Consider the following 26,935-nt stretch of genomic DNA (forward strand, 5'->3'; position numbering starts at 1 on the left):
CGATCAGCGCGCGCGAATGAACGCGAGGATCTCCTCCGCGGCAGCCGCGGCGTACTCTCCTCGACCCATGTTCCGGAACGCGGTCTTCTCGTCCGGATGCTGCGTCAACCCGTGGTCGGCGCGCGGCACCACCAGCAGGCGCGCCGCCGGTCCGACCAGACGCACAATCTGCTCCTGGTCCTCCCGGTCCATGATCCAGTCGTAATCGCCCCAGACCACCAGCGTGGGCGCGCGGACCTTGCCCCACGCGGCCGCCAGATCCAGCTCCTGGAGCTGGTGATAGAAGCGCGCGGGCCGTCCATACTGCGAGTCCGGTTCGTCGTACCAGATCCCCTTGAGGTGAGGCCGCCGCTCGGCGACCTGCGCCGGCGTGAGGCGGTCGAAAAGATACGCGGCGTGGAGCTCGGCCAAGGGCTTGAGCAGGGCCGCCACCTTCGCCGGGTCGGTTCCGGAAAGCACGATTCGGCGCCGCTCCAGATCGATCATGTGCTCGAACCAGGTCTTCGACCATCCGCCCACGGACACGTACGCTGCGACGGGCGCGTCGCCGGCCACCAGCGGCGCGAATCCGCCGCCGTTGCTGATCCCGAGGAGCACGACGCGCGCGGGATCGACGCGCGGGTGCTTTTGGAAGGCGGCGAACGCGCGGCGGTAGCCCTCCAGCTCGGTCGCGAAGTCGGTCTTCGCGCAGTCGCCTTCGCTGTCGCCGGCTCCGGGCTTGTCGACGCGGAAGACCAGGCCGCCCGACTTGCGCACCACGTCCTGGATCAGCCGGTTCACGCCGCGCGGCGTCCCGGTCAGCTCCACCGAATCGCAGCTCAACCAGCCGACCACGAACACCGACAGCAGCCGTCCTGCTCCAGGCGGAGCGGTCGTGAAGGTCCGCAGCCGTCGCCCGCCCGGACCTTCCACCGTGCCGGCGACGGTTTCGATTCCGGGATGCTGCTCCAGCGGTTTCGTTCGCGGCAGCTCCCCGGCGGCAGCGACGGCCAGGATGAGAAACGCCGTCATCGCGCTTCCTCCGCGGGCACCTGCAGCTCCGTGACGAACTGTGCGGAGACGGTCGCGACCCTTCGCGCCGGCAGCCGGTATCCGCGCTGGTCGGCGCCGAAGCGGTGGTAGACCTCGCGCCAGGGGCCGCTGACCCGCAGCCCGCTCCGCTCCAGCCAGCGAATCATCCGCGGGCGCAGCGACTTCGTCTGCGCGTAACTGCCCGAGTACGTGACCGAGCCTGCCAGCGGCGCGCCCGCGACGGTCCGGACCCCTGGCAACGCGCAAGCCGAGCGCACCGGGACGCACGCCTCCACGTCGAGAGGCGCATGGAAGATGAGAAACGGGCTCGAATCGACGCGATGCCGGGACGCGCGCGCTTCCGCCTCCTCGAAGAGGGCAGCCATGGGCTCGCCCTCGGAGCGGACGCGGGACCGCAAGGCGAGCACGCGCACGTCGGGAATGCGGCGCACGCGCACGCTCAGCCCGGCCGCGCCGGGATCGCCGGCGATGGCGGCTCGAAGCGCTTCCAGACGGCGCAACCGGGCAGTCTGCGTTTCCAGCTCCGCCGCCAGCCGCGCTCGCTGCTCGCCCAGACGGCGGACGAGCGCGGCCGTATCGGTGGCGCTGGCGAGCAGCGCGCGGACGTCCGCGAGCGGGAAGCCGAGATCGCGGAGCGCCAGAACGCGATCCAGCGCGGCGAGCTGATCGAACCTGTACGAGCGGTAGCCCGTGGCCGGATCCACCTGAGCCGGCGCGAGCAGGCCTTTTGCTTCGTAATGGCGCAGCGCTCGCACCGTCACGCCGCCCAGCCGCGCGAAGTCGCCGATCCGCAGCATGGGAGGGGTGTAGGGTCTTCCGCAGCGGGAGAGTCAAGGGCGACGCTTCGCAAGCTCCGTGCGTATGGCAGCCAGCTCTTCGCGGAGCTCGGTGATTTCCACAGCCTGCACCTGGAGGGCGGCCACCGCCATGGTGGTATAGGCGTACAGGTCCACGTGATCGCCGTCGACGCAGGCCAGGGACTCGTGGCCGTCGATCATGAATCCGAGGCGCTTGCGCTGGTCGCCCGAGCGGTATCGGAAATCGGCCAGTGGGAGATTGAGCAAGTCCCTGGCGAAGCCGCGCAGCTCCTCGGGCGCGAGATAATGGACGTCCTTCTTGAATCGCATCCGCGATACCGGGCAACCGCCGTACTGCTCCCTTGGATCGCTGGTGCTGCAGCGCAGATATACGCTGCAGCCCTCGTGCGGATCGCATTGGTCGCCGACGGAAGAGCAGGCCGACCCGACCAGTTGTGACGAACACGCCTGGAGGCCCGAATCGGGCACGCTGGCATCCGCGCCGGGGCATGCTGGAGCACCGCACGTGCGCCACCACAGCGCCACCGCGCCATCGGAGCCCCCGCCGCCGAGCGCACGTCCGCCACAAGCGAGACAGCAGGCCACGACAATGATCAGCGATCTCCGCATCATGTCTCCTCGCACAATCACTCGCCGCTGCTAGACTGCGCACGTGCCCGAGTCGCGCCGACGTCTGTTGAAAAGGAGTGTTGTCGGGGCGACTCTGCTGGCCATCGCCGGCTCCGTCCCGCTCGCGCTGCGCAGGACGAGGCTCCGGGAACTGCCGGCGCAGCGGCCTCTTCGGTTCTTCACGCCGGCGGAATACTCGATCTGGGCGGCTGTCGCGGACCGCGTGCTGGCGGAGGAGAAACCGTCGGGAGGGCCGACCCCCGCGCAGATCGACGTCGCCGCGCGCGCCGACGCGTTCCTCGCGCCGCTTCCCGAGAACGACCGCAAGGACCTGAAGCAGCTGCTCGCGCTCTTCGACAATGCGCTCTTCAGCGCGCTCCAGGGCGGACCCCCCCGGCCCTTCACGACCATGTCACCCGAGCAGCAGGACGCCCATCTGCGCCGCTGGCAGACGTCGCGGCTCGCGCTGCAACGGACCGGGTACCAGGCGATGAAGCGGCTCTGCTGCGCGCTGTTCTTCTCGGCGCCCGAGACCTACGCCAGCGTGGGATACCCGGGCCCGCCGTACGAGCTGGTGAAGTCCGTGTCCGGGGCGCGCCAGTGATCCGGACGAACAGCGACAAGGACGTGGTGTTGAAGCCCGACGTCTGCGTCGTCGGGAGCGGTCCGGGCGGCGCGATGGTCGCGTCCCGTCTCTCGCGCGCCGGCGCGAAGGTGGTGGTCCTCGAGGAAGGCGGCTACCACACCAAGGCGGACTTCGACATGCAGGAGGCGACGGCATACCCGCGCCTCTACCAGGACCGCGGCAACCGGGCGACGGCCGACCTCGCCATCCAGGTGCTGCAGGGGCGCGCCGTTGGCGGCGGTACCGTCGTGAACTGGACGACGAGCTACCGCACGCCCGATCACGTTCTCGAGCACTGGCGCCGCAGCGAGGGGCTCGCGCTCACTTCGCAGATGCTTCGCCCGCACTTCGAGGAGGTGGAGCGCCGGCTCGGGATCGAGAAGGTCGATCCGGAGGACACCAATCCGAACAACCGCGCCATCTACGACGGCTGCCACAAGCTGGGATGGCAGGTCGACACCACGAGTCGCAATGTGCGGCAATGCCTGCGCACGGGATATTGCGGCATGGGCTGTCCCGTGGACGCGAAGCAGACGGCAACGCTGACGTATCTGGCCGATGCCGTGGCGGCCGGCACCGACGTCTACGCGAACTGCCGGGTGGAAAAGATCGAGTGGCAGGGAAGGCGCGCGACTGGCGTCGTGGGCGCATTCCTCGCTCCAGGCACGCAGCAGGCGACGGGACGCACCGCCCGCGTCGAGGCGCGCGTAGTGGTGGTCTCCGGCGGGGCAATCAACTCGCCGGTCATCCTGCTTCGCTCCGGGCTCGAGCAAGGTCCGGTGGGCAGGAAGACGTGGCTGCATCCGGTGGTCGCCATGGGCGCCTTCTATGACCAGCGGATCGAGGGCTTCTACGGTGCGCCGCAGAGTGTGGCTTCGCATCACTTCGCCCATCGCAACGAAGGCGCCGGGTTCTTCATCGAGGCGGCCCCCGTGCACCCGATGCTGTCGTCCATCGCGATGCCGGGCTTCGGCGCCCTGCTTCGCTCGAACATGGCAATGCTGCCCCACGTCTGCGCGACGATCGCTTTGATGATCGACGGCTTCCACCCCGAGGAGAACGGCGGCACCGTCACCGTGCGCGACGGCGGGGGACCGAAGCTCGACTATCCGTTCACGGAACGGATGTACGAGTGCTTCCGCGCCGCGATGAAGGCCGTCGCCCGCATCCACATGGCCAACGGCGCCCGGGAGATCGTCAGCTTCCATTCCGAGCCCGTCCGCATCGTGAACGAGAAGGACCTCGCCCGCCTCGACGCTGCGCCGCTCGGACCCAACCGGCTGGCTGTCTTCACCGCGCACCAGATGGGTGGATGCCGGATGGGCGCGGACGCGTCGCGGTCGGTCGTCAACCCCCAGCTCCGCCATCACGTCGTCGAAAACCTCTTCGTGATCGACGGCAGCGTCTTTCCCACCTCGCTGGGCGTCAACCCGATGGAATCGATCTACGCCGTCGCCTCCTGGGCGTCCGACCACGTGCGCGCGGCCGCTGGATGAGCGGGGCCGAGCTCGACGAGCGCTCCGTTCCCGCCGATGCACTGGTGGAGCGGCTGGACAAGGCCGTCGCGAAGCTCTTCGGCGTCTCCAGAGGCCGCGCGATGGAGTGGATCGCCGAAGGCCGCGTGCGCATCGACGGCCGGCGCGCGCCCAAGGGCGCTCCGGTGCAGCCCGGCGCTCGCATCTGCGTCGAGCGGCCGCCCCCGGACCAGCCGGCGCCGGAACCGCTGCTCCCGATCCGCATCGTGCACGCCGATGCGCATCTGATCGTCGCCGACAAGCCCGCGGGAATGCCGTCGCATCCGCTGAAGCCGGGAGAGCGCGGCACGGCGGCGAACGCGCTGGTCGGCCGGTTCCCGGAGCTGGCGCAGGTGGGACCCGCCGCGCGCGAAGGCGGCCTCGTCCACCGGCTCGACGCCGACACTTCCGGCCTCCTCCTCGCTGCCCGTACCGAGGCGGCGCACGCGATGCTGCGCGCCCAGTTCACCGCCCGCAGCGTCGAGAAGGGCTATCTGGCGCTGGTGACAGGCGAGATCCACGCGGGCGGCGAGATCGCGCTCCCGCTGCTGCACGACCCGCGCGATCCGAGGAAGATGCAGGCCGCGAGCGATGCGCAATTCGCCGAAGAGCACGGAGCGCGCGCGGCCGTGACCCGCTTCGCGCCCGTCGAGCGCAGGGGCGGGTTCACCCTCCTGGAAGTGGAGATTCCCACCGGCGTGATGCACCAGATCCGCGCGCATCTGGCGTTCATCGGCCACCCGCTGGCGGGCGATGCGCTGTACGGCGGCCCGGACCTGCCCGGCCTCTCGCGGCACTTCCTGCACGCCTCGCGCCTGGCGTTCGCGCATCCCGACGGATCGCGGGTGCGGTACGAGACCGAGTTGCCGCCCGATCTGGTCTCGCCGCTGCGAGACCTAGAAAGATAGGCGCGCGCCGAAGCGGATCGCGAGCGGCGGCGTGCCGCCGGCCTGCCGGTCGAGAAGGTTCAGCGCGTCGAGCGTCACCGTGAGCAGATAAGGGCTGGTCAGCGCGCGGACGATACCCACGCGGACGTCGACCGTCGTCTGCCAGGGAGACCCTTCGATGGCGCGGAAGCTCGAGCCGAACGTCGCCGTGGTCTTCGGATCCCACTCGTACGCGTAGGCCGCGTCCAACTTGAGCACGTTCGGCGTATCCGCGGCGATGTTCCTCCCGGGACCGCGCAGCGAGGACAGCGTGTAGCTCGCCTGCAGCAGCGAGTTTGCCGAGAACGGCTTGGCCAGAGAGAGCGTGGCTGCGTCGTACGAATCGCGCCCATCGAGCGCATCGCGAAAATCCTTGTGGATGTAATCGAGGCTTGCCACCACGTCGCGCCAGATCTGCGACTGGACGCCGGCGGCGAGCTGGTGCTCGCGCGTTCGCCGCTGCGAGATCAACGCTGGCGACTCGAAGAAGCGGCCGACGAAGGCGTAGGCGCGCGAGACGCCCCGTCCGCTGAAGTCCCAGGCGATCCCGGCGCGGGGCAGGACGTCGGTGCTTTCCGCGAGCCCGTCCCGCTCGAGGCGCACGCCGGCCTCGACGAAGATGTCGTGCACGGGGCTCCAGGTGTCCTGGGCGAAGGCCCCGCCGTACCAGCGGCTCGCGGTGGCGGTCGAATCGCGCACGCCTTCCGCGCCCCAGGCGATGCGGTGTCGTCCGAGCAGCTCGCCGAGATGGGCCACCTGCACCCGCGCCTGGACCGAATCCGCGTCGGAGCCCTGGCGGTGCCAGCCCGCCACCGCTTCGACTTCCGCGGTGCGGTCGAGAACGTCGCCGAGATACCGAACGGAGAAGTCGTCGGAGACCGCGGCCATCGCCAACAGTTGGTCCGGTGCGGGCCGCCAGGTGAGCTTGCCGATGTACTGGTAGTCGGTCTGCACCTCGGAACGGCTCGCCATCAGCACCGGAGCGAATCCGCCGTAGAACCAGAGCACGTCGCGCTCGATAGGGCCGCCCAGCTCGGCTCCGCCGGCGAGATCGTAGCGAAGGCTCTTCCGCGGCAGCTCGATCGGCATCCAGTCGAGAAAGGCGGACCCATGCAGATCGTTGCCGCCGGATCGCGTGACCGCCTGGATGACGCCGCCCGCCACGCGTCCGTAGGCGGCTCCAAGGCCCGAGCTTTCGACAGTGACCTCGTCGATGAAATGCTGCAGCAGGCGTCGCCCCTGGGCATTCGTGGCCGGGTCGGTCACGTCCACGCCGTCGATCCGGTATCGCGTTCCGGTCGCCGGCGACCCGAAGATCTGCAGCCCGGCCAGCTGCGGGACGATGCCGGGAGCGCTCGCGGCCGCGCTCTCGAAGCTGCGCTCGTCCCGGCCATAGGGAACCAGGTCCATGCGATCGCGCGAAACGACCGCTCCCGCCTGTGCGCTGCTGGCTTGAACGACGGGCACCTGCATTCCCAGTCGCACCGGCGCGGTGACGGCGGTTTCCGGGTCGATGGAGAGGTCGATGCGAACCGACCGCCCCGCATGCACGGCGAGCCGCTCCTGGGTGAACGACTGGTGCGCTTCGGCACGGACGTTCAGCGTGTATTGCCCGGGCGGAAGGAGTCCGATCTCGAACTCACCCTCGTTGTCGGTCTGTGCGATTTCCTCACCTGGCAGCGATGGGGAAGTCGCGACGATCACCGCGCCCATCACCCGGCGCGAAGTCTGCGAATCGACGATGCGACCGGAGATCGAACCGGTGGTCTGCGCCGCCGCCGCGGACGCCGCCACCAGTAGCGAGATGGCGATGCGGGCGCGAAGCATGCGGGACGCCGGCAGATCACCCGATGTGGTGCGGCCAGTCAAGCGGCCGGTATGCGCCTGCGAGCGCCCGCTGGACGACAGGTACAGGCGCGCGCCGCCCGCTCGCGTTGACAGCGAGGGTCCGCCTGTGTAGGTTCTGCCGCCTTTTCCGCCCGCCTCGGCATTTTCGGGAAGACAAAGATTTCGGGAAGCGATTCCGGAGGACGTCACCCGCCATGGATTTCAGTCTCGTTGGGATGTGGAAGTCGATGGGTCTCCCCGCCCGTCTGGTGGTCATCACCCTCGCGATCATGTCGGTCTATTCGTTGAGCGTGATGGCTGAGCGCCTCTTCAGCTTCTCGCGCGCGAAGGATCAGAGCCGCAAATATGCGGAGAAGCTGCGCGACCTGCTGCCGGGTCATCAGATGATCGAGGCCGCGCAGATGGCCACCACGATGAGGTACGGCCATATTCCGCGCGTGCTCGGGGCGGGAATCTCCGAGTACAACCGCGGGCGCGACGCGCTGCGGAGCGCAGGCCCACACGACGTCGGCAACTTCGACCTCGTCGAGGCGATCAACCGGTCCATCGATCGCGCCACCCTGCGCGTGACCGCCGATCTGCGCCGCGGTCTCTCCGGACTCGCGACGGTCGCCTCGTCCGCGCCGTTCGTCGGGCTGCTCGGAACGGTCCTCGGCATCATCACCGCCTTCCAGCTGATGGCGACCTCCGGCTCGGGCGGTCTCGCGTCGGTATCGGCGGGTATTTCCGAGGCGCTGATCACCACCGCGTTCGGCCTCCTCGTCGCGATTCCCGCCCTCATGATGTACAACTACCTCACCAACCGCGTCGAGGAGATGAGCGTCGACATCGCCGACGCCAGCAACGAGCTGGTGGACTTCTTCCTCAAGGAAGGGCGTTTCGACGAGCCTCTGACGAGCCCGGGCACCAAGCCGGGAGCGGCGACGGGCGCGGCGGCCAAGGCGTAAGCCATGGGATTCGACGCCACCAAGAGCGGCGTCCGCTCGGACATCAACATCACGCCGCTGGTCGACGTGGTGCTGGTGCTCCTGATCATCTTCATGGTGATCACGCCCATGCTCCAGCGCGGGAAGAGCGTGGAGCTGCCCAAGGCAAAGCACGCGGTGACGGGACAGGGCGCGGAGCCGGCGTTCATCAGCGTCACCAAGACGGGTGAGGTCTTCGTCGAGCAGGACAAGACGCCCGCTACGCAGGAGCAGGTCGTCGCCGCCATGCGCGAGGCAGCCGAGGCGGGCAAGCGGGTGATGATCAAGGCCGACACCGACGCCGATTACGGCAAGGTGCGGCCGGTGCTGGACTGGGCGTCCAAGGCGAAGCTCAAGGGCGTCTCGCTTGCAGCCGAAGAGCTGAAGGGAGCGAAGTAGCCATGGGGATGGCAGTCGGCGCCAGCAAGGGCCCGCGCTCGGACATCAACATCACGCCGCTGGTCGACGTGGTGCTGGTGCTGCTGATCATCTTCATGGTGCTCACGCCTCTGATGGAGAAGGAGATCGGCGTGCGCGTCCCGGAGGAGACCCCGCCGGAAATGCTCAACGAGCCGCCGCCGCCCGACTTGACGCAGGTGGTCTTCAAGGTGGACGAGGCCGGGATCTGGCACCTGAACACCGAGACGCTCACCGACTCGAACGCCCAGGAACGGCTCAGGGCTTACTTCCGCGTCGCGAAGAGCAAGGAAGCCACGCAGGGGCCGCCGGTGATCTTCTTCGACGCGGACGACAAGGCGAAGTACGTCCGGGCGGTGAAGGCGCTGGACGCGATTCGCGATTCGTCGAGCGGCTGGACCATCGGAATGATGACGGAGAGCATCAAGCAGGAGGCCCAGCCTGCGGCGCCGGGCACGCCGGGTACGCCTGGCGCGGAGCAGCAGCCTGGGGCGACTCCGCCCGCTCCGACTCCGGAGCCGCCGAAGTAGGGCCCGAGGTGCTTGGCTGTAGGTTTCGCTCTGCACGGCAACAAGGTAGTCTTAGGTCGGATGTCTTCCCCCCTCCTGGACATCTCTCGTCTCGTGCTGCGCTTCGGCGGCGTCACCGCTCTTTCCGACGTCAGCTTTTCGGTCGCCGACGGCGCGCTGAGCGCGATCATCGGACCGAACGGAGCCGGCAAGACCAGCTTGCTCAACTGCATCAGCGGCGTGTACCGGCCGCAGCAGGGCCGCGTCGTCTTCGACGGCAACGACGTCACCCGAATGGGTCCGGCGACGCGGACGCGGCTGGGAATCGCGCGCACCTTCCAGAACATCGCCTTGTTCCGCGGAATGACCGTGCTCGACAACCTCCTCATCGGCCGCCACGTGCACCAGAAGACCGGCACGGTGACGGGCGGGGTGTACTGGGGACGGGGGCAGAAGGAGGAGATCCGCGAGCGCGAGCGGGTCGAGGAGATCATCGACTTCCTCGAGATCCAGCCGTACCGCAAGCAGGTGGTTCATACGCTCGCCTATGGGCTCCAGAAGCGCGTCGAGCTCGGCCGCGCCCTCGCCCTCGATCCCCGCCTGCTGCTGCTCGACGAGCCCATGGCGGGGATGAATGCCGAGGAAAAAGAGGACATGGCCCGCTACATCCTCGACATCAACGAGGAGCGCGGCACCACGGTCGTGATGATCGAGCACGACATGGGCGTGGTCATGGATCTGTCGCACCGCGTGGTCGTCCTCAACTTCGGGCAGAAGATCGCCGACGGCGTGCCGGACGAGGTGCAGCACAACTCCGAAGTACAGGCTGCTTACCTGGGCGGACAGGCCGCATGACCGCCGGCGATACGTTCCCCAAGCTTCTCTTGCAGAATGCGGAGCGGCTCGGCGAACGCGCCGCACTGCGGGAGAAGGACCTCGGCATCTGGCGGGAGACGAGCTGGCGCCGCTATGGCGAGCGCGTGCGCGATTTTTCGCTGGGCCTGCTTTTGCTGGGGCTCGAGCGCGGCGGCAAAGTGGCGATCGTCGGGGACAACCGCCCGGAATGGGTGATCGCCGAGCTCGCTGCGCAGGCGGTGGGCGGCGCCTCCGTCGGGATCTACCAGGACTCGACGCTGACGGAAGTCGCGTTCGTCATCGATCACTGCGACGCGAAATTCGTCGTCGCCGAGGACCAGGAGCAGGTCGACAAGATCCTGGGGATGATCGACCAGCTCCCCAAGGTCACGCAAGTGATCTACGCCGACCCGCGCGGGCTGCGCCGGTACAAGCACGAGAAGCTGCTTTCGTTCGAGGACGTGGAGCGCCGCGGCCGCGAGCTGCACGCGAAAGATCCGGAGCTGTTCACCCGCAACGTCGGGAAAGGCCAGGGCGGCGACCTGGCGATGATCTGCTACACCTCCGGCACGACAGGGTCTCCGAAGGGCGCAATGCTCACCTTCGCGAACCTGCTCAACATGGCGATGAGCCTGCACGAGGTGGATCCCCGCCGGCAGAGCGACGAGTTCGTCTCCTTCCTGCCGCTGGCCTGGATCGGCGAGCAGATGATGTCCGTCGCCACCGCGCTCGCCATCGGGTTCACCATCAACTTTCCCGAGGAGCCGGAGACGGCGCTGCACGACATCCGCGAGATCGGTCCGAACGTCATGTTCGCGCCGCCGCGCATCTGGGAAGGCCTCAACTCCACCGTCCAGGTGAAGATCATGGACACCACGCCGCTCAAGCGTTTCCTCTACGAGCGGCTGATGCCCGTCGGTTACAAGATCGCCGACCTGCGCCTGGAGAAGGGCGGGGTACCGCCCTTGTGGCGCATTCTCTATTTCTTCGCCGACTGGCTGCTTTTCCGCCCGCTCAAGGATCGGCTCGGCCTCTCCAATCTGCGCAGCGGCACTACCGGCGGCGCCGCTCTCGGTCCCGACGTGTTCCGCTTCTTCCACGCCATGGGCGTGCGCCTGAAGCAAATCTACGGGCAGACGGAGATCAGCGGCATCTCCTGCATCCACCGCGACGACCGCATCCGCTTCCACACCGTGGGCGAACCCATTCCCGGAACGCAGGTGCGGATCAGCGAGCGCGGAGAGATCCTCTCGCGGAGCCCGGCCGTGTTCCTCGGCTACTACAAGAACGACGACGCCACCCGCGCGGCGCTGACGGACGGCTGGCTCCACTCCGGCGACGCCGGCTACCTCGAGGACGGCCAGCTCGTGGTCATCGACCGCCTCAAGGACGTGCTGCGACTCGCCGACGGAACGCAGTTCTCGCCGCAATTCATCGAGAACCGGCTCAAGTTCTCGCCCTACGTCAAGGAAGCCGTGGTGATCGGGCAGGACCGCCCGTACCTCGCGGCGCTGGTCTGCATCGATCAGGCGATCGTCGGCAAGTGGGCCGAGAAGGAAAAGATCTCCTACACGACGTACACCGATCTCTCCGCGAAGCCGCGCGTCTACGATCTGCTGCAGAAGGAGATCGACAAGGTCAACCAGACGCTTCCCGCCGCCGCGAAGATCCGCAAGTTCGTCCTGCTCTACAAGGAGCTGGATGCGGACGACGAGGAGCTGACCCGCACCCGCAAGGTGCGCCGCTCCTTCGTCGAGGAGCGGTACAAGTCGATCATCTCCGCGCTCTACGGCGACGAGCGCAAGATCGCCGTCGACACCACCATCCGCTACCAGGACGGGCGCACCGCGCGCATCCAGGCGAACCTCGCCGTCCGCGAGATGGGAGCCGCCTGATGGAATTTCTCCTCCAGCTGGTGATCAACGGCCTGGTGGTGGGCTGCATCTATTCGCTGGTCGCCCTCGGATTCGTCATCATCTACAAGTCGAGCGGCATCCTGAACTTCGCCCAGGGCGAGTTTCTCCTGCTCGGCGCCTACGTCTTCCTGGCCATCGTCGCACAGGCGAACGTCCCCGTGATCCCCGCGCTGCTCTTGACCTTCGCCTTCGCCACCCTGCTCGGGCTAGCCCTGGAGAGGGTAGTGCTGCGCCCGCTCATCGGCGAGCCGATCATCTCCGTCATCATGGTGACGCTGGGACTTTCCAGCATCCTGCGCGCCATCGTGCAGGGAATCTGGGGGACCGACACGCGGCCGATGCACGAGGTCTTCTCGCTGGAGCCGATCCAGATCGGCCCCTTGCCGGTGGCGAGGGGGTATCTGTACAGCGCGGCCTCGGTCGCGGTCCTCCTCGTCGCCCTCACGCTGTTCTTCAAATACGCCCGCCCCGGCATCGCCATGCGCGCCACCGCCGCCTCGCAGCAAGTGGCGCTCTCCATGGGCATCTCCGTCCGGCGCATCTTCGCGCTCTCCTGGAGCATTGCTGCCGTCGTCTCCGCCTTCGGCGGGGTGCTGCTCGCCACCATGCGCGGCGGCGTGGACGGGTCGCTCGCCATCCTCGGGCTCAAGGTCCTCCCAGTAGTGATCGTCGGGGGCCTCGACAGCGTGGGCGGGGCCATCCTCGGCGGCCTCCTCGTCGGCGTCCTGGAGAACCTCGCCGGCGGCTATCTCGATCCCGTCTTCGGCGGAGGCGTCAAGGAGGTTGCGCCATTCGTCGCCCTCGTGCTGATCCTCATGATCCGGCCCTACGGCCTCTTCGGAAAAGTCCGCATCGAACGGGTCTGACCCCATGCTCTGCGGCGAATTCCACACCACCTACGCGAGCGACATGGGGATCTTCGAGACCCGCCGTGCCCGCTGGGTGCTGATCGCGTTCATGGTCGCGCTGTTCTCCATCCCCTTCGTCGCCGGGTCGTACTGGCTGGACGTGGCGAACCGCGCAGCAATCGCCGTGATCGCGGCGACGGGACTGAACATCCTCACCGGCTTCACCGGCCAGATCTCGCTGGGCAACGCGGCGTTCCTGGCCGTCGGCGCTTACACGACCGCCTTCCTCTCCTCGCACGGAATGCCGTTCCTCGTCGCCTGTCCGGCTTCCGGGATCGCGACGGCCCTGGCCGGCATGGTGTTCGGCATCCCCTCGCTGCGGCTCAAGGGACTGTACCTGGCGATGGCCACGCTGGCCGCCCACTTCATCGTCGAATTCACCGCGTCGCACTGGGAAGCCGTCACCGGCGGAGTCGCCGGCATCAGCACCGCCTCCCCACGGATCTTCGGCTACGACTTCTCCGACGACCGGCGGCTCTTCTTCCTCATCGTGCCCGCCTGCATCCTCCACCTGTACTTCGCGAAGAACCTCTTCCGCACGCGGGTGGGCAAGGCATTCGTGGCGATCCGCGATCAGGACATCTCCGCCGAGGTGATGGGCGTGGACGTCTTCCGCTACAAGCTGCTCTCCTTCGCCGTCAGCTCGTTCTACGTCGGCGTGGCGGGCTCGCTGCTCGCGTACCAGGCGCGCATCATCAGCCCGGAAAACTTTCCGCTCAGCGTCGCCATCGACCACCTGGGGATGATCATCATCGGCGGCCTGGGCAGCGTGGTCGGCTCCATCCTCGGGGCGGTCTTCCTCACGCTGCTTCCCGAGGTGCTTCGCCTGACGACCAGCGCGCTCTCCGGGAGCTTCCCCCATCTCGTGCAACTCTTCACGCCGCTCAAGCTGGCCGTCTTCGGCCTCACCATCGTGCTCTTCCTGGTCTTCGAGCCCGACGGCCTGGCCGATCTCTGGCGGCGCATCCGCAACTGGTTCCGGTTGTATCCGTTCTCGTACTGAAGGAGGAAAACGACATGAAGCTGATTCGATCGGCGCTGCTCATCCTCTGCGTGGCGGCTTCTGTGCAGGCTCAGCAGGAGATCAAGGTCGGCGGCATCTTCGACCTCACGGGAATCACCTCCGACGTGGGCAAACCCTACGCGCAGGGGGTTCGTGACGGGGTGGCCTGGACGAACGAGAACGGCGGGATCAACGGCAAGAAGATCCGGCTGGTCGACGTCGACTACGGCTACAAGATCCCCGAGGCGGTCGCCGCGTACAAGCGGATGACGGGTGACGAGAAGGTCATCATGATCAACGGCTGGGGGACCGGGGATACCGAAGGGCTGAAGGCCCAGGTGAACCAGGACAAGATCCCCTACGTCTCCGCGTGTACAACTTCTTCGTCGGCCCCAGCTACTCCGACGGGCTCCGCGCCTGGCTCAAGTGGGTGAAGGAGGACTGGAAGGAGAAGCGCAACCCGAAGGTCGCGTTCTTCTACGGTGACAACCCGTACGGCAAGAGCCCCATCGAGGCGGGACGCCGCTTCTGCAAGGAGAACGGAATCGACCTGGTGGACGAGGAGATCGTTCCCGGCGCGTTCCAGGACGCGACCAGCCAGCTGCTCAACATGAAGCAAAGGGGCGCCGACTACGCCTACATCAACGTCACGACGACCGGCGTCTCCACCATCCTGCGCGATGCGAAGAAGCTGGGGCTGGCGACCAAGTTCGGATCGAATCCCTACGGGTTCGGTGAGGCGCTGCCCCAGGTCGCCAAGGAGGCGGCCGAAGGCGTCACCGGCATCATGGTCGACGTGCCCTTCGGCGAGAACGTCCCCGGAATGAAGCGGCTCACCGACTTCCACAAGAAGAACCACCCGGACGACACGCACGACACCTTCTACGTGCGCGGCTGGACCTACGTGATGGTCTGGACCGAGGCGCTGAAGCGCGCGGACAAATCCGGCAAGCTCACCGGCGAGGGCGTGAAGGCCGCGCTGGAGACGCTGAAGGACTACGATCTCGGCGGGCTCACGGCTCCGGTGACATACACCTCATCCGATCACCGGCCGACCACCACGGTGAGGATCTACCAGATCAAGAGCGGGAAGCTGACCAAGGCGAAGGAGTACGAGATGGAGCGCAAGCAGGAGTGGCTCGGCTTGTAAGCCCATGACCGCCGCGGTCCCCATGCTCCGGCTCGCGAACGTCGAGGTCGTCTACGACGACGTGATCCTCGTGCTCAAGGGCCTTTCGCTGGAGGTGCCACAGGGGCAGATCGTCGCCCTGCTCGGGTCCAACGGCGCGGGCAAGAGCACCACGCTCAAGGCCATCTCCGGTTTGCTGCGCGCCGAGGAAGGCGAGGTCACCGACGGCGCCATCGAGCTGGAGGGCGAGCGCATCGACGAGCTCGAGCCGGAGCAGATCGTGCGGCGGGGAATCTTCCAGGTGATGGAGGGGCGCCGCGTGTTCGAGGACCTGACCGTGGACGAGAACCTCACCATGGGCGGGTACACGCGGCGCGATCTCGCGGGACTGAAACGGGACCGCGACCTCTGTTTCGACTACTTCCCGCGCCTGCGCGAGCGCCGCAAACAGATCGCCGGGTACCTCTCCGGCGGCGAGCAGCAGATGCTGGCGATCAGCCGCGCGCTGATGGCGCGGCCGCGGCTGATCCTGCTGGACGAGCCGTCGCTCGGACTCGCGCCGCTGCTGGTACAGGAGATCTTCCGCATCATCGGGAAGATCAACCAGGAGGAGAAGACCACCATGCTGCTGGTGGAGCAGAACGCCAACGTGGCGCTCTCCATCGCGTACTTCGGCTACATCATGGAGACCGGCCGGATCGTGCTGGACGGCGAGCCGGAGAAGCTGAAGAGCAACGAGGACGTCCGCGAGTTCTACCTGGGCGGCGGAGAGGCGAAGAAGAGCTACAAGGCGGTGAAGTCCTACCGGCGCCGCAAGCGGTGGCTGTCGTGAGACCCGGGCGCATCCTCGATCCTGCCCTGGAGCAGGAGACGGCGGCGGATCGCGAGCGGCGGCTGGGGCGCAGGCTGCGCGAGACGGTGGCGCATGCCCGCGCCAAATCGGCTTACTTCGGTCGGGTCCTGCCGCCGGCCGTCGACCGGCTCGAGCAGATCCCCATCACCCGGAAGGACGACCTCCCAGCGCTGCAGGCCAGCGAACCGCCATTCGGCGGCCTGGTCGCGGTGGACCCCGGCCGGTTGCAGCGGATCTTCGCCTCGCCCGGCCCGATCCTCGATCCGCAGGGTGAAGGAGAGGACTTCTGGAGGTTCCGCATCGCATTCGCGGCGGCGGGCTTCCGCGCCGGAGACATCGTGATGAACTCCAGCGCGTATCACCTGACGCCGCTCGGGTTCATGCTCGACAACGGCGCCCGCGCCCTCGGTTGCGTCGTCATCCCCGCCGGGACCGGCCAGACCGACCTCCAGGTCCGGGTCGCGTGCGCCGTGCGAGCCAAGGGTTACGCGGGCACACCGAGCTTTCTCTATACGCTCCTCAAGCGGGGAAGAGAGCTGGGAACGCCGCTCCCGCTGGAGGTGGCCTGGGTGATCGGCGAGATGTTCCCGGATTCGCTGCGCAGCGATCTGCGCGACGAGTTCCACCTCGACGTCCTGCAGGGCTACGGGACCGCCGATCTGGGACTGCTCGCTTACGAGTGCGCCGAGAAGGGCGGCATGCATCTGCACCCTGAGTGCATCCTCGAGGTCCTGGACCTGGAGACGGGCGCGCAGGCGGCGCCGGGACAGCCGGGACAGATCGTCGCCACCATCTTCGACCCCGCGTACCCGCTGCTGCGCTTTGCCACCGGCGACATCGGCGCGATGGCGTCTCCTTCGAAGTGCGCGTGCGGGCGCACCGCGCCGAAGCTCGCGGGCCTCCTCGGCCGCATGGGCGACGCGGTCAAGGTCAAAGGGATGTTCATCCGCGGCGCCGAGATCGAGAAAGCGCTCAAGGCGTTCCCGGCGGTCGCACGCTTCCAGGCGGTGGTGACGCGCGACCACCATCAGGATCACCTCGAGTACGTGCTGGAGGTGGCTCCCGGAGCGGCCGTGGACGTCGCGCTGGTGGCTGAGGCGTTGCGCGATGCCGTCAAGGTGCGCGGAGAGGTACGCACCGGACCGGTGCCGGAGAACGCCAGGCGGATCGACGACCGGCGCGTCTGGAAATGAACCGGCTCGCTCTCGACGATACCGGCAAGGGCCCGCCGGTGTTGCTGGTGCACGGATTTCCCACCTCGCGGCGCCTATGGCTTGGCGTGACTCCGCGGTTGGTGCAAGCCGGCCTGCGGGTGATCGCCGTGGATCTCGCCGGATACGGCGACTCCCCCGGAGCGCCGGATGTCGGGATGGAGAACCAGGCGGGATGGCTGCTGGAGCTGCTCGACGAGCGCGATCTGCGACAGGTGACCCTGATCGCGCACGACGTGGGGACGGCGGCCGCGCAGATCCTCACCGTCCGTGCGCCGGACCGCGTGCGCGAGCTCGTCCTGATGGACGGAGTGTACGAGACGGAGTGGGCCATGGGAGCCGTGGAGAGCATCCGATCGTGGAATCCCGACGAGGCGGCGCGGCTCCAGCCCGTGCTCGCGCGGCGGCTGCGATCGATTCGCGCTCTGCTCGACGCCTACGCCGGGGACGAGGGTGGCAGGCGGCTGATCCATGCTGCCCGGTGTCTGCAACCGCGGCAGACGGAGGGAATGACAGCGCGGCTGCGCGCCACGGGAGCTCGCGTCCGGCTGATCTGGGGGGCCGACGACGCCTACCTTCCCGTGGAGACGGTGGCGCGTCCTCTCGCCGCCGCCTTGGCAGCGCCGCTCGCCATCGTGCCGGGCGGACACTTCCTGCCTCTGGACAATCCTGCGGGAGTCGCTCGGGAATTGCTCGAAGGTACAGGCTAAAGCGCTTTGCCGTGCCCGCGGCCTCGCCGCCGCCGGCCGCCGCGGCTCCTGCGCTTCCTCGGGCCGCCGGCCTCCGCGCGCTCTTCGTCGGGGCGCACCTCCGACAGGTCCTGGCCGGCGAAGACGTGCTGCCACTTGGCGAGCTGATCGTGACCCTGCCCCGTGGCGGCGACGGACAGCTCGAAGACCGCCAGCGCCTCCGGGAAATAGCTCTGTCGTGCGAACGCCTGCGGCGACGATCGCCGCCGCCGTCGCTCTCCGGAGAGGATGGGTTGGGCGAGCAGGATCATCCGCGCCCGCTCCGCGATCCTCCGCGGCAACCGGGCCGTGCGCACCATCTCCGAGAGCACGATGTCTGGCGCCACCACGTCCTGCGGCAGGCTCCACGGCTGCACGTCGCTACCCGCCACGAACGCCGGATGCCCGCCAAGGCGCTCGTCGTGCAGCTCGGCCGCCTCGCGCAGGGCGCCTTCCGGCAGCGGCGCCTGTGCCGGGTCCTCGGCCTCGAGCTCCTCGGCTGAGGCCTCCAACTCGCTCAACTCCTTCTCCAGCTCGTCGTCCGCCTTTTCCGCGGCCGCGGGCCGGCCCGTCTGCGATGCCTTCGGACCACGGCGGCCGGAATCCCGCGGCAACGGCGCGAGCAACGTCGCGAGCAGCACCGCGTCGGAGGGAATCTCGCCCACCCGCACGTGCCCGTCGAGCGCGTCGAGAGCGCGCAGGTGCCGCTCCGCCTCCTCCTCGCCGCGTCGTTCGAGGTACGCGGCCACCGGCGGCAACAGGATCCTCAGTGCGCCCACCTCGCGGAGCAGCTCGAAGGAGCGCCGCGAAGTGCCCGAGCGCAGCAACTTCAGGACCTCTTCGAGGACGCGAGGCGGCGCACAGCGGGGGATCTCGTGGACGTGCGCCCTCATCGCCGTTCGCGTGTCGCGCTCGAGGTCGAAGGCGCACTTGGCGCAGAATCGGATGGCGCGCAGGATCCGCACCGGGTCCTCGCGCATCCGCACGTCGGGGTTGCCGATGGTGCGGATGAGCCGCGCGCGCAGATCGTCCTTCCCGCCCACGTAATCGATGACGCGCCCTTCGTCGACGTCGTAGAACAGCCCGTTGATGGTGAAGTCGCGGCGGCGGGCGTCCTCCTCGTCGCTTCCGAAGACGTTGTCGTGCCGGATGAGCAGGTCCTGCGGAAGGTCCTGCAGCTCGTCGAGCGGATTGGCGCGGAAGGTGGAGACCTCGATGATCTTGCCTCCGCGGAAGAAGACGTGCGCAAGCCGGAACCGCCGGCCGATCAGCCGCGAGTTGCGGAACGTCTCCTTGACCTGGTTGGGGTGCGCGCTGGTCGCGACGTCGAAGTCCTTGGGACGGATTCCCAGCAGCAGGTCGCGCACGCATCCACCGACCAGAAAGGCCTGGTGGCCGGCGCGGCGCAGCCGCCGGACGACCTTCACGGCGTCCGGATCGAGGAGCTCCTCGGGGATTTCGGGCGGCGCCTTGGCGCTTGGCGAGACGCTATGCGCTTCTGTCGACAATCGCAGCGTACCTAGACTGAACGGCCGGCGCGGGTCAATGGCGGCGAGGACCAAGCGCCTGCTTGCGTCATCCGGGCGGCCACCCCATCCGCCGGCCTCCGAAGACGTGGAGATGGACGTGGAAGACGACCTGGTTGGCGTCGCGGCCGGTGTTGATGACGGCGCGCCAACCCGTCTTGTCCAGGCCCTGTTCGCGGGCGACCTTCGACGCCAGGGCGAAGACCGGGCCCATGGCGCTTCCGTCGCCGATCTCGTCGAGCGAGGCGATGTGCTGCTTGGGGATCACCAGGATGTGCACCGGCATCTCCGCCTTGATGTCGGGAAACGCGATGGCACCTTCGTTCTCGCCGAGCTTCTTTGCCGGGATCTTCCCTGCCACGATCTTGCAGAAGACGCACTCGTCCATGGACACCTCAGAAGAGCTTCTTCGAATCCAGCAGCAACGTCACCGGCCCTTCGTTGACGATGTGGACCTGCATGGTGGCACGGAACACGCCCTCCCCGACATGAAGGCGGCGGGCCCTGACGCGCTCGCAGAAGCGGGCGTACAGGGGTTGCGCGACCTCCGGCTTTGCCGCATCCACGAATCCCGGGCGCATTCCCTTGCGGGCATCGCCGAAGAGGGTGAACTGCGAGATCGCCAGCACGCCTCCGCCCACGTCGACGACCGACCGGTTCATCTTCCCCTGCTCGTCCTCGAAAATCCGCAGGTCAACGACCTTGTCCGCCATCCACCTCGCATCCTCTTCGGTATCCTCGTGACCGATCCCAACCAGCACGCAGAGGCCGATCCCAACGGATCCCGTCACCTTCCCGTCGACGGACACCGACGCTTCACTCACTCTCTGCACCACGGCCCGCACCGCGCAGCAATACCAAACCTCTGGGTGCTCTGCGCGCTAGCGGCTGCCGGCCATCGGAAGGCTTTGCGGCCATGCCTTGGACTGTGGAGGCTAGTGCTTCACTCCCGCACCCCTGGCTGACGTCGGTTCCCGCGGGTCGAGCGTCTCGAGCAGCGTCGCCATGTCATCGGCGTGCTCCTCCTCCTGCTCGAGCACGTCCTCCATCAGCCTCCGCGACGTCGGATCGTTGTCGCCAAAGTACCGGATCATCTCCATGTACGACTCGATGGCGATCCGCTCAGCGATCAGGTCCTCCTTGATCATGTCGATCAGCGAGTTTCCTTCCGCGTACTGCGCGTGGCTGCGCGTGAGAAGCCCCTCCGGATTGAAGTCGGGCGCGCCGCCGAGTTGGCGGATCCGCTCAGCGATGCGGTCCGCGTGCTCCTGCTCCTGGCGCGCGTGCTCCATGAACTCGTCGGCGATCGCCTGGTAGTTGATCCCGGCCGCCATGTAATGGTGCCGTCGATAGCGCAGCGTGCAGACGATCTCCGTCGCCAGCGCCTCGTTCAAGAGCTTCACGGCCGTGTTCACGTCGCCGCGGTACGCAGGAGTCACCGCTCCCTTCTCGACGTGCTCGCGGGCGCGTCGCTGCAGCTCCTTGATGTCCGTGAGAAACGGCGTTGCCTTCGGATCGTCCATGCCCCGCTCCCTTCGCGGAAGTATCGGGTCGAAACGTAGGCATGCGGTTGACCTGCGGCAGCGTCCGTGACAGAGGGAGCGCCCCATGCTTTCGAAGGGATTCCTCGAGCTGGCGCGCAAGCTCGTCGCCGCCAACACCGTGTCCTCCGAGGGTACCCGGCAAGCTGCCGACCTCCTGCAGACGCTTTGGGAGCGCGCCGGACTGGCGGTGCGCCGCCAGGTGGTCGACGGCGTCCACGTCAACCTCGCCGGCGGCCCCGGCGGCGGGGCGGCCGGTGCTGGCGGCGTGCTGCTGGTCACGCACCTCGACACGGTTCCTCCGGGCCCGCTCGACAAGTGGCAAACCGATCCCTGGACGCTCACGGAACGCGACGGATTTCTTTCCGGCCTTGGCTGCGCCGACGTGAAGCTGGACGCGCTCTGCAAGGCCGAGGCGGCGCGGCGCCTCCAGGGCCACAAGACGCGACGGCCATTCTGGCTGCTCGGCACGTTCGGCGAGGAAGTCGGGTTGCGAGGCGCGCGGCATTTCGTGGCCAGCGAGCTGTTCCGTCAGATCGCTCCTTCGCAGGTGCTCTGCGGCGAGCCGAGCGAGCTGCAGATCATCTCCGCCCACAAGGGGTATGCGGTCGTACGCTGCGTCATCCGCGACCGCAAGGCGCGTACGGTCGGCAGCGAAGGTCCGGGAATCGAGCAGCTCGAGTTCTCCGGAAAGGCTGCTCACAGCTCGACTCCGCATCTCGGCGAGAACGCCATCCTCAAGGCGCTCGCCTGGGTGAAGTCGTCAGGGTCGCCGGTCGTCGCCGCGCGCGGTGGCTCGGGGACCAACGTCGTTCCTGCGAGCTGCCTGCTCGAAGTGCCCGCGCCGCGCGAAAGAGGTCAGCCGGAACCCGCCGCAACCCGCTTCCTGCCGCCGCGAGCGCCGCAGCCGAACCTCTGGCGCGCGCTGGCCACTGCGTCCGCCCTGGAGGAGCTGTGGCAGCGCAGCCTGCCGTCGGGGAGTGACGCGCGATTCGATCCTGCCGGCGCCGTCGGCGGACTCAACGTGCTCGAGAGCGGCGAGGACGCCGTCGTCCTCCAGCTCGACGCCAGGGTGCTGCCCACGCACGACCCGGATTCGCTGATCGGGCAGTTCTCCGCCCAGGCGCAGACCTGGGTCGAGCAACTCGGCCAGGGAGAGCTGGAGCTGTCGGTGTCCGTCGAGCGCAATGCCTCGGGGATGTCGCTGCCCGACGATGCCCCGCTGATCCGGGCCGCCGGCGCGGCGCTCTCGCGCCATGGACTCGACCCCCGGCCGCGCGCGAAGCCCACCAGCACCGAGGCCGGCGTGTTCGCCCGGGCCGGCTGCGAGGCCATCGTCATCGGTCCAGGACGCAGCACCGCCAACGCGCACACGCCGAACGAGCGCATCGAGATGGCGCAACTGGAAAAGGCGTGCGATCTGTACGAGTCCCTCCTCGTGGAGCTCTGCGCGTGTACGTGATCCGGGACGGCCAGAAGAACGATCTCCCCGGCCTGCGCAAGCTCGCCTCCGAATTGAATACCGTCAACCTCCCCGACGACGAGCGCGAGCTCAGCTTCATCCTGGACAGGTCAGCGCGCTCCTTCGACGGGCGCATCCGCGACCCGTTCGAGCGCGAGTACCTCTTCGTGATGGAGGAGACGCGCACCGGGAAGGTGGCGGGCTCCTCGCTGATCATCGCGCAGCACGGCACCCGCGACGCGCCGCACATCTTCTTCGACGTCTACGAGAAGGAGCACTACTCCTCCAGCGTCGACCGGCACTTTCGCCACCGCGTGCTCTCCATCGGTTACAACTTCGACGGGCCCACGGAGATCGGCGGGCTGGTGGTCGATCCTCAGTTCCGCGGCCAGGGCAAGCCCGGCAAGCAGCTCAGCTACGTGCGGTTCCTCTACGTTGCCATGCACCGGCCGCGTTTCCGGGATCGCATCCTGGTGGAGCTGCTTCCCCGCCTCGACGAAGACGGTCGCAGTCCGCTCTGGGAAGCCTTGGGGCGCAAATTCACGGGCCTCTCCTATCAGGACGCGGATCGCCTCTCGCGCGAGAACAAGGAGTTCATCCAGCAGCTCTTTCCACCCGGGGAAATCTACGCCACGCTCTTCTCCCAGAAGATCCAGGAGGCCATCGGCGAAGTCGGGCCCGAGAGCGTCGGCGCGAGGGCGATGCTGACGAAGATCGGCTTCCGGTACGACGAGCGCATCGACCCGTTCGACGGCGGCCCGCATTTCTCGGCGCCGACGGAGCTGATCGAGCCGATCCGCCGGTTCCGCCGGGCGAAGCTCGCTCGCCAGCGCCTTCCGCCCACCGCGGTAGCATTACCGCCCGAGGTCGAGGAACGCCTGGTCTCGGTGGAGCGGACGCAAGGTCGCAACCGCTTTCGCGCCGTCCGGGCGACCTGCGCCTTTCGCGACGCCGAAGTGCAGCTTCCGGGTCCTGCCGTCGAGGCCCTCGAGGCGGAGGACGGCGAGCGGCTGCATACGATACCTTTCGAATAATGGACTTCATCGCCGGAAGCTGGAGCGAGACCGACGCGCCCGACGGCGCGATCGAGGACCGCTCGCCGGCCGACCTCTCCATGCTGCTCGGTCGCTTCCCCTGGGCTATCGGACAGGCGGAGCGCGCCGTCCAGGCGGCGCGCGAGGCGCAGCCCGGGTTCGGCGCTCTTCCCCAGCAGGACCGCGCCCGGCTGGTGCGGCGCGTCGGAGCCATTCTCAAGGAGCGCGAGGAACAACTGGCGAATGCCATCGCGCTGGACGTCGGCAAACCACTCTGGGAAGCGCGCCTGGAAGCGCAAGCCTGCGCCGCGAAGGCCGCGATCACCGCCGATGAAGGCCTGAAGCTGGTCTCGACGTTCCCCGCGGCGGGCCAAGGGGCCGCCGAATGCCGGTTCCGGCCATTGGGCGTCCTCGCCGTTCTCGGCCCCTTCAATTTCCCCGTCCATCTTCCCAACGGCCACATCCTGCCGGCGCTGGCCTGCGGGAATGCGGTGGTCTTCAAGCCGAGCGAGATCGCTCCCCACGCGGCCGAGGTGTACGCGCGTTGCATGGAAGACGCGCAGCTGCCGCGCGGCGTATTCAACCTGGTCCAGGGCGGGGGTGCGGTGGGCGCGGCGCTCGGCGCGCACCCGGCCGTCGATGGAGTCCTCTTCACGGGAAGCTGGAGCGTGGGTCAAGCGATCGAGCGCGCGAATCAGGGCCAGACGAAGCTGCTGGCGCTGGAGATGGGCGGCAAGAACGCCGCCGTCGTCCTCGCCGACGCAGACGTCGAGAAGGCGGCGTACGACGTCCTCTTCTCGGCATTCGTGTCCGCGGGGCAGCGTTGCACCGCGGCGTCCCGCGCCATCGTGGTCGGCGATGCCCGCGCGTTTGCCGCGCGGATCGCGAAGCTGGCGGAGAAGCTCTCCATCGGGCATCCGCTCGACGACGGCGTGTTCATGGGACCTCTCGCGTCGCCCGCGGCGCTGGAGAAGTTCGAACAAGGCGTTCGCGGGAGCGGTGCCGAGACGCTCCTCCAGTCGAGGCGGCTGGCGCCGCGCGGGCTGCAAGGATGTTACGCAAGTCCCTCGGTGCATTTCGTGGAACAGCGACGCGGAACGCCCTACGAGCGCGAGGAACTGTTCGGGCCGGACCTCGCCGTCTACGCCGCCGCCTCCGAAGAGGAAGCCCTCGAGATCGCGAACGCCACCGATTACGGCCTCGCCGCCAGCGTCCACACCCGCAGCGAAGAGGCGTTCGATCGCTGCCAGCGCGCGCTGGCATGCGGCGTGGTCAACTGGAACGCGCCGACGGTCGGCGCGAGCGGACGGCTGCCCTTCGGCGGCCTCAAGCGCAGCGGGAATTACCGGCCGGCGGCGCTCTGGAGCCCGCTCTACTGCGCGGCGCCCGTCGCCGTCATGCGCGGAGAGGCCACGCTCGACCGCAAGAAGCTCGCGCCCGGCGTCTTCTGGGTGGACGAATGACGAGCCCGCTGCGCGTGGTGGTCGGCACGGCTGGGCACGTCGATCACGGCAAGACCGCGCTGGTGCAGGCGCTCACGGGCATCGACACCGATCGACTCCCGGAGGAGAAGCGGCGGGGCATCACGCTGGAGGCCGGATACGCCCACCTGGAGCTTCCGGGGATCGGCACGGCGGGAGTGGTCGACGTTCCCGGGCACGAGCGATTCTTGCGCGCGATGGTCGGCGCTGCCGGAGGAATCGACGTCGCAATCCTCTGCGTCGCGGCGGACGAAGGCCCGATGCCTCAGACCGCGGAACACCTGGACGTGCTGCGCCTCCTCGGCGTCCAGGCCGGAGTGATCGCGATGACCAAGGCGGATCTGCTGCCGGAGCTCGGCGCCGATCACCGCGAGCTGCTCGCGCTCGAGCTGCGCGAGCTCGTGCAGGGGACGTTCCTGGAGGACGCGCCGATCGTGGAAGTGTCCGCTCGCACGGGGAAGGGTTTGCCGGAGCTGGTGCGCGCCGTGGCCGACGCCGTCCGGACGCGACAGGAGACGCCGCGTCCCGAGCAGGCGCCGCTGTTCCTTCCGCTCGACCGATCATTCGCCGTCAAGGGGTTCGGCACCGTGATCACCGGGACGCTCTTTTCGGGCGCGCTCGCGGCGGGGGACGAAGTGGATCTCGCGGGCGCCGGAGCGAAGGCGCGCGGCATTCGCGTGCGGGGCGTGCAGGTGCACGGCGCCGCAGTGGAGAAGGCGCGCGCCGGGCAGCGCACGGCCGCGAATCTGGCCGGAATCGAAGTCCACGACGCGCCCCGGGGTGCGGCTCTGGTCCAGGCGGGCACGCTCGAGTCGGTGGGCGCCTCGCAGATCCTGGATGTCGAGCTGGAGCTGCTTCCCTGGGCAGCGCGTCCATTGCGCGATCGCGCGCGGCTCCTCGCGCACATCGGCACCGCCCAGGTGGCTTGCGTGGTCGCGCTGGTGGACCGCGCCGAGCTCCTGCCCGGAGAGCGCGCGCTGGGGCAACTTCGCCTGGCGCAACCAGCCGCGGCGATCGCCGGGCTCCGCTTCCTGCTCCGCGGCGCGCTGCCCAAACCGCGTCGTGGACACCACGCAGTTGTGCCCCCCAGCGATCCGACGGGTGCAGAGACGCTGACGCGCGCCGTCCGGGCCCATGCGTCGACGCTCGGCGGCGGCCGGATCCTCGCCGTCGCGACGCGCAAGCGGCGCAGGCGCGAGGCTGACGCGGCGGCGCTCCAGGCGCTGGCTGGAGACGACCCGCTGGTCCAGGCAGAGCGGCTGCTGCTCGAATCCGGATATCCGGGGGCATCTCCGCAGCGCCTCGCCGCGCGCGGCGCTTTCAACGTCAAGTCGGCGGAGAAGGCGCTCGAGCGGGTGGCGCAGACGGGAAAGGCGGTGCTGTACGACCGCGAAGCGCGCCTCTACGTCCACCGGAACGTGCTAGAGGCTCTCGATGCAAAGTTGCTCGCGCGCCTGCACGAGCACGCGGCGCGCGATTCCATCGACCCCTCGATCGCTCGCGAGGAGCTGCGCCAGCGCGCCGGATCCCCGCCGCCGAAGGTATTCGCCAAGGCGCTTGCCTCCCTGACGGAGCGCGGCGAGCTGAGGGCGGATGCCGAGCGCGTCCATCCGCCCGGAGCGGCAGCGAAGCTCTCCGGGGCGGACGCCGACGCGCAGGAGAAGCTGGCCGGCGTGCTCGATGGCGCTGGACTCTCGCCGCCTCGCGTCGACGAGCTCCCCAAGCTGATCGGGCAAACGCCACAGCGGACGCACTCGCTGCTCAAGGCGCTGGCCGGCGCCGGCCGCGCCAGCAAGGTGAGCGAGGATCTCTGGTTCGGGGCCGTGCCGCTGATGGACCTGCGCCGGCGGGTGCTGACCCACCTCTCGGAGCACGGGTCCATCGACGCGCAGTCGTTCAAGGAGCTGACCGGCCTGACGCGAAAGTTCGCCATCCCGCTGCTCGAGTACTTCGACCGCGAGAAGCTGACGTTGCGGATCGGGGACAAGCGGGTGCTGCGCAAGGGAGAGCGGTGACCGGCGCCGA

General features: G+C 68.4%; 27 protein-coding genes and 1 pseudogene. 19 read left to right on the forward strand and 9 right to left on the reverse strand.

The window, feature by feature from the left end:
- Nucleotides 1-3: 3 nt before the first annotated feature.
- Genes E6J58_14145 through E6J58_14155 form a run of 3 tightly spaced genes read right to left on the reverse strand, consistent with a single transcriptional unit; the run spans nt 4 to nt 2,159 of the window.
- Entirely contained in the window at nt 4-1,011 is a 1,008-nt protein-coding gene (locus E6J58_14145; protein ID TMB36345.1) for an alpha/beta hydrolase, read from the reverse strand.
- The gene (locus tag E6J58_14150) at nt 1,008-1,829 is read right to left on the reverse strand and encodes a MerR family transcriptional regulator (GenBank protein ID TMB36346.1); all 822 of its coding nucleotides are present in this window, start codon (nt 1,827-1,829) and stop codon (nt 1,008-1,010) included. Before E6J58_14150 ends, E6J58_14145 begins: the two co-directional genes overlap by 4 nt.
- 33 nt (nt 1,830-1,862) lie before the next feature.
- Nucleotides 1,863-2,159, reverse strand: coding sequence for a hypothetical protein (locus tag E6J58_14155; GenBank protein ID TMB36347.1), 297 nt, complete (start codon nt 2,157-2,159; stop codon nt 1,863-1,865).
- 343 nt (nt 2,160-2,502) lie between these two features.
- Between E6J58_14155 and E6J58_14160 the strand changes: the two genes are divergently transcribed.
- The 3 genes from E6J58_14160 to E6J58_14170 are packed head-to-tail and all read left to right on the forward strand — an operon-like array spanning nt 2,503 to nt 5,506.
- Nucleotides 2,503-3,063 carry a gluconate 2-dehydrogenase subunit 3 family protein gene (locus tag E6J58_14160; GenBank protein TMB36348.1) on the forward strand — a complete coding sequence of 187 codons (561 nt, stop codon included), beginning with the start codon at nt 2,503-2,505 and terminating at the stop codon, nt 3,061-3,063.
- A complete protein-coding gene (locus E6J58_14165; GenBank protein ID TMB36349.1) occupies nt 3,060-4,580 on the forward strand; it encodes a GMC family oxidoreductase in 1,521 nt (506 codons plus the stop codon). Before E6J58_14160 ends, E6J58_14165 begins: the two co-directional genes overlap by 4 nt.
- Nucleotides 4,577-5,506, forward strand: a complete 930-nt coding sequence (locus E6J58_14170) for an RluA family pseudouridine synthase (protein ID TMB36350.1) — start codon at nt 4,577-4,579, stop codon at nt 5,504-5,506. The genes E6J58_14165 and E6J58_14170 overlap by 4 nt, the downstream gene beginning before the upstream one ends.
- Here the strand turns inward: E6J58_14170 and E6J58_14175 are convergent.
- Nucleotides 5,495-7,351, reverse strand: a complete 1,857-nt coding sequence (locus E6J58_14175) for a TonB-dependent receptor (protein TMB36351.1) — start codon at nt 7,349-7,351, stop codon at nt 5,495-5,497. The genes E6J58_14170 and E6J58_14175 overlap by 12 nt on opposite strands.
- A gap of 215 nt (nt 7,352-7,566) precedes the next feature.
- Between E6J58_14175 and E6J58_14180 the strand changes: the two genes are divergently transcribed.
- From E6J58_14180 to E6J58_14235, 12 genes are read left to right on the forward strand one after another with little or no spacing between them, the layout of a single operon-like run.
- A complete protein-coding gene (locus E6J58_14180; GenBank protein TMB36352.1) occupies nt 7,567-8,319 on the forward strand; it encodes a flagellar motor protein MotA in 753 nt (250 codons plus the stop codon).
- Between the two features lie 3 nt (nt 8,320-8,322).
- Complete coding sequence (locus tag E6J58_14185; protein ID TMB36353.1) at nt 8,323-8,736, forward strand: biopolymer transporter ExbD; 414 nt, start codon at nt 8,323-8,325, stop codon at nt 8,734-8,736.
- Nucleotides 8,737-8,738: 2 nt separating this feature from the next.
- Nucleotides 8,739-9,284 carry a biopolymer transporter ExbD gene (locus E6J58_14190; protein TMB36354.1) on the forward strand — a complete coding sequence of 182 codons (546 nt, stop codon included), beginning with the start codon at nt 8,739-8,741 and terminating at the stop codon, nt 9,282-9,284.
- 60 nt (nt 9,285-9,344) lie between these two features.
- Nucleotides 9,345-10,118 (forward strand): ABC transporter ATP-binding protein, encoded by a 774-nt coding sequence (locus E6J58_14195; protein ID TMB36355.1) that lies wholly within the window; start codon nt 9,345-9,347, stop codon nt 10,116-10,118.
- Nucleotides 10,115-12,013 (forward strand): long-chain fatty acid--CoA ligase, encoded by a 1,899-nt coding sequence (locus tag E6J58_14200; GenBank protein TMB36356.1) that lies wholly within the window; start codon nt 10,115-10,117, stop codon nt 12,011-12,013. The genes E6J58_14195 and E6J58_14200 overlap by 4 nt, the downstream gene beginning before the upstream one ends.
- Nucleotides 12,013-12,900 carry a branched-chain amino acid ABC transporter permease gene (locus E6J58_14205; GenBank protein ID TMB36357.1) on the forward strand — a complete coding sequence of 296 codons (888 nt, stop codon included), beginning with the start codon at nt 12,013-12,015 and terminating at the stop codon, nt 12,898-12,900. Before E6J58_14200 ends, E6J58_14205 begins: the two co-directional genes overlap by 1 nt.
- Before the next feature lie 4 nt (nt 12,901-12,904).
- Nucleotides 12,905-13,945, forward strand: coding sequence for a branched-chain amino acid ABC transporter permease (locus E6J58_14210; GenBank protein ID TMB36358.1), 1,041 nt, complete (start codon nt 12,905-12,907; stop codon nt 13,943-13,945).
- Between the two features lie 14 nt (nt 13,946-13,959).
- Nucleotides 13,960-14,379, forward strand: a complete 420-nt coding sequence (locus E6J58_14215; protein TMB36359.1) for a hypothetical protein — start codon at nt 13,960-13,962, stop codon at nt 14,377-14,379.
- The gene (locus E6J58_14220) at nt 14,247-15,095 is read left to right on the forward strand and encodes a hypothetical protein (GenBank protein ID TMB36360.1); all 849 of its coding nucleotides are present in this window, start codon (nt 14,247-14,249) and stop codon (nt 15,093-15,095) included. The genes E6J58_14215 and E6J58_14220 overlap by 133 nt, the downstream gene beginning before the upstream one ends.
- 22 nt (nt 15,096-15,117) lie before the next feature.
- Complete coding sequence (locus E6J58_14225; protein TMB36393.1) at nt 15,118-15,906, forward strand: ABC transporter ATP-binding protein; 789 nt, start codon at nt 15,118-15,120, stop codon at nt 15,904-15,906.
- Nucleotides 15,903-17,120, forward strand: a complete 1,218-nt coding sequence (locus E6J58_14230; protein ID TMB36361.1) for a phenylacetate--CoA ligase — start codon at nt 15,903-15,905, stop codon at nt 17,118-17,120. The genes E6J58_14225 and E6J58_14230 overlap by 4 nt, the downstream gene beginning before the upstream one ends.
- Nucleotides 17,117-17,848 (forward strand): alpha/beta hydrolase, encoded by a 732-nt coding sequence (locus E6J58_14235; protein ID TMB36362.1) that lies wholly within the window; start codon nt 17,117-17,119, stop codon nt 17,846-17,848. The genes E6J58_14230 and E6J58_14235 overlap by 4 nt, the downstream gene beginning before the upstream one ends.
- Here E6J58_14235 and E6J58_14240 read toward each other — a convergent pair.
- The 5 genes and pseudogenes from E6J58_14240 to E6J58_14260 form a co-directional block, all read right to left on the reverse strand.
- Nucleotides 17,845-18,186: a hypothetical protein gene (locus tag E6J58_14240; GenBank protein TMB36394.1), complete on the reverse strand. Its 342-nt coding sequence runs from the start codon at nt 18,184-18,186 to the stop codon at nt 17,845-17,847. The genes E6J58_14235 and E6J58_14240 overlap by 4 nt on opposite strands.
- 285 nt (nt 18,187-18,471) lie before the next feature.
- A pseudogene (pcnB, locus tag E6J58_14245) lies at nt 18,472-19,488 on the reverse strand (polynucleotide adenylyltransferase PcnB).
- Nucleotides 19,442-19,780: a histidine triad nucleotide-binding protein gene (locus E6J58_14250; protein TMB36363.1), complete on the reverse strand. Its 339-nt coding sequence runs from the start codon at nt 19,778-19,780 to the stop codon at nt 19,442-19,444. Before E6J58_14250 ends, pcnB begins: the two are co-directional and overlap by 47 nt.
- 7 nt (nt 19,781-19,787) lie before the next feature.
- Complete coding sequence (locus E6J58_14255; protein TMB36364.1) at nt 19,788-20,237, reverse strand: D-tyrosyl-tRNA(Tyr) deacylase; 450 nt, start codon at nt 20,235-20,237, stop codon at nt 19,788-19,790.
- Between the two features lie 90 nt (nt 20,238-20,327).
- The gene (locus E6J58_14260; GenBank protein ID TMB36365.1) at nt 20,328-20,915 is read right to left on the reverse strand and encodes a bacterioferritin; all 588 of its coding nucleotides are present in this window, start codon (nt 20,913-20,915) and stop codon (nt 20,328-20,330) included.
- An 85-nt stretch (nt 20,916-21,000) separates the two neighbouring features.
- Here E6J58_14260 and E6J58_14265 point away from each other — a divergent pair, with 85 nt between their 5' ends.
- The 4 genes from E6J58_14265 to selB are packed head-to-tail and all read left to right on the forward strand — an operon-like array spanning nt 21,001 to nt 26,925.
- The gene (locus tag E6J58_14265; protein TMB36366.1) at nt 21,001-22,395 is read left to right on the forward strand and encodes a M20/M25/M40 family metallo-hydrolase; all 1,395 of its coding nucleotides are present in this window, start codon (nt 21,001-21,003) and stop codon (nt 22,393-22,395) included.
- On the forward strand, nt 22,386-23,429 hold the full coding sequence (locus tag E6J58_14270; GenBank protein ID TMB36367.1) for an arginine N-succinyltransferase: 1,044 nt from the start codon (nt 22,386-22,388) through the stop codon (nt 23,427-23,429). The genes E6J58_14265 and E6J58_14270 overlap by 10 nt, the downstream gene beginning before the upstream one ends.
- Nucleotides 23,429-24,892 (forward strand): aldehyde dehydrogenase family protein, encoded by a 1,464-nt coding sequence (locus tag E6J58_14275; protein TMB36368.1) that lies wholly within the window; start codon nt 23,429-23,431, stop codon nt 24,890-24,892. Before E6J58_14270 ends, E6J58_14275 begins: the two co-directional genes overlap by 1 nt.
- Complete coding sequence (selB, locus tag E6J58_14280; protein ID TMB36369.1) at nt 24,889-26,925, forward strand: selenocysteine-specific translation elongation factor; 2,037 nt, start codon at nt 24,889-24,891, stop codon at nt 26,923-26,925. Before E6J58_14275 ends, selB begins: the two co-directional genes overlap by 4 nt.
- The last annotated feature ends 10 nt before the right edge of the window (nt 26,926-26,935 follow it).

It is taken from the genome of Deltaproteobacteria bacterium, from assembly GCA_005879535.1.
GTDB lineage: Bacteria > Myxococcota > Myxococcia > Myxococcales > 40CM-4-68-19 > 40CM-4-68-19.

Coding starts and splice junctions, on each gene's coding strand:
- E6J58_14145 (TMB36345.1), bottom strand. CDS start 1,011: ATGACGGCGTTTCTCATCCTGGCCGTCGCTGCCGCCGGGGAGCTGCCG.
- E6J58_14150 (TMB36346.1), bottom strand. CDS start 1,829: ATGCTGCGGATCGGCGACTTCGCGCGGCTGGGCGGCGTGACGGTGCGA.
- E6J58_14155 (TMB36347.1), bottom strand. CDS start 2,159: ATGCGATTCAAGAAGGACGTCCATTATCTCGCGCCCGAGGAGCTGCGC.
- E6J58_14170 (TMB36350.1), top strand. CDS start 4,577: ATGAGCGGGGCCGAGCTCGACGAGCGCTCCGTTCCCGCCGATGCACTG.
- E6J58_14175 (TMB36351.1), bottom strand. CDS start 7,351: ATGCTTCGCGCCCGCATCGCCATCTCGCTACTGGTGGCGGCGTCCGCG.
- E6J58_14180 (TMB36352.1), top strand. CDS start 7,567: ATGGATTTCAGTCTCGTTGGGATGTGGAAGTCGATGGGTCTCCCCGCC.
- E6J58_14185 (TMB36353.1), top strand. CDS start 8,323: ATGGGATTCGACGCCACCAAGAGCGGCGTCCGCTCGGACATCAACATC.
- E6J58_14190 (TMB36354.1), top strand. CDS start 8,739: ATGGGGATGGCAGTCGGCGCCAGCAAGGGCCCGCGCTCGGACATCAAC.
- E6J58_14195 (TMB36355.1), top strand. CDS start 9,345: ATGTCTTCCCCCCTCCTGGACATCTCTCGTCTCGTGCTGCGCTTCGGC.
- E6J58_14200 (TMB36356.1), top strand. CDS start 10,115: ATGACCGCCGGCGATACGTTCCCCAAGCTTCTCTTGCAGAATGCGGAG.
- E6J58_14205 (TMB36357.1), top strand. CDS start 12,013: ATGGAATTTCTCCTCCAGCTGGTGATCAACGGCCTGGTGGTGGGCTGC.
- E6J58_14210 (TMB36358.1), top strand. CDS start 12,905: ATGCTCTGCGGCGAATTCCACACCACCTACGCGAGCGACATGGGGATC.
- E6J58_14215 (TMB36359.1), top strand. CDS start 13,960: ATGAAGCTGATTCGATCGGCGCTGCTCATCCTCTGCGTGGCGGCTTCT.
- E6J58_14225 (TMB36393.1), top strand. CDS start 15,118: ATGCTCCGGCTCGCGAACGTCGAGGTCGTCTACGACGACGTGATCCTC.
- E6J58_14235 (TMB36362.1), top strand. CDS start 17,117: ATGAACCGGCTCGCTCTCGACGATACCGGCAAGGGCCCGCCGGTGTTG.
- E6J58_14240 (TMB36394.1), bottom strand. CDS start 18,186: ATGGTGCGCACGGCCCGGTTGCCGCGGAGGATCGCGGAGCGGGCGCGG.
- E6J58_14250 (TMB36363.1), bottom strand. CDS start 19,780: ATGGACGAGTGCGTCTTCTGCAAGATCGTGGCAGGGAAGATCCCGGCA.
- E6J58_14260 (TMB36365.1), bottom strand. CDS start 20,915: ATGGACGATCCGAAGGCAACGCCGTTTCTCACGGACATCAAGGAGCTG.
- E6J58_14265 (TMB36366.1), top strand. CDS start 21,001: ATGCTTTCGAAGGGATTCCTCGAGCTGGCGCGCAAGCTCGTCGCCGCC.
- E6J58_14275 (TMB36368.1), top strand. CDS start 23,429: ATGGACTTCATCGCCGGAAGCTGGAGCGAGACCGACGCGCCCGACGGC.
- selB (TMB36369.1), top strand. CDS start 24,889: ATGACGAGCCCGCTGCGCGTGGTGGTCGGCACGGCTGGGCACGTCGAT.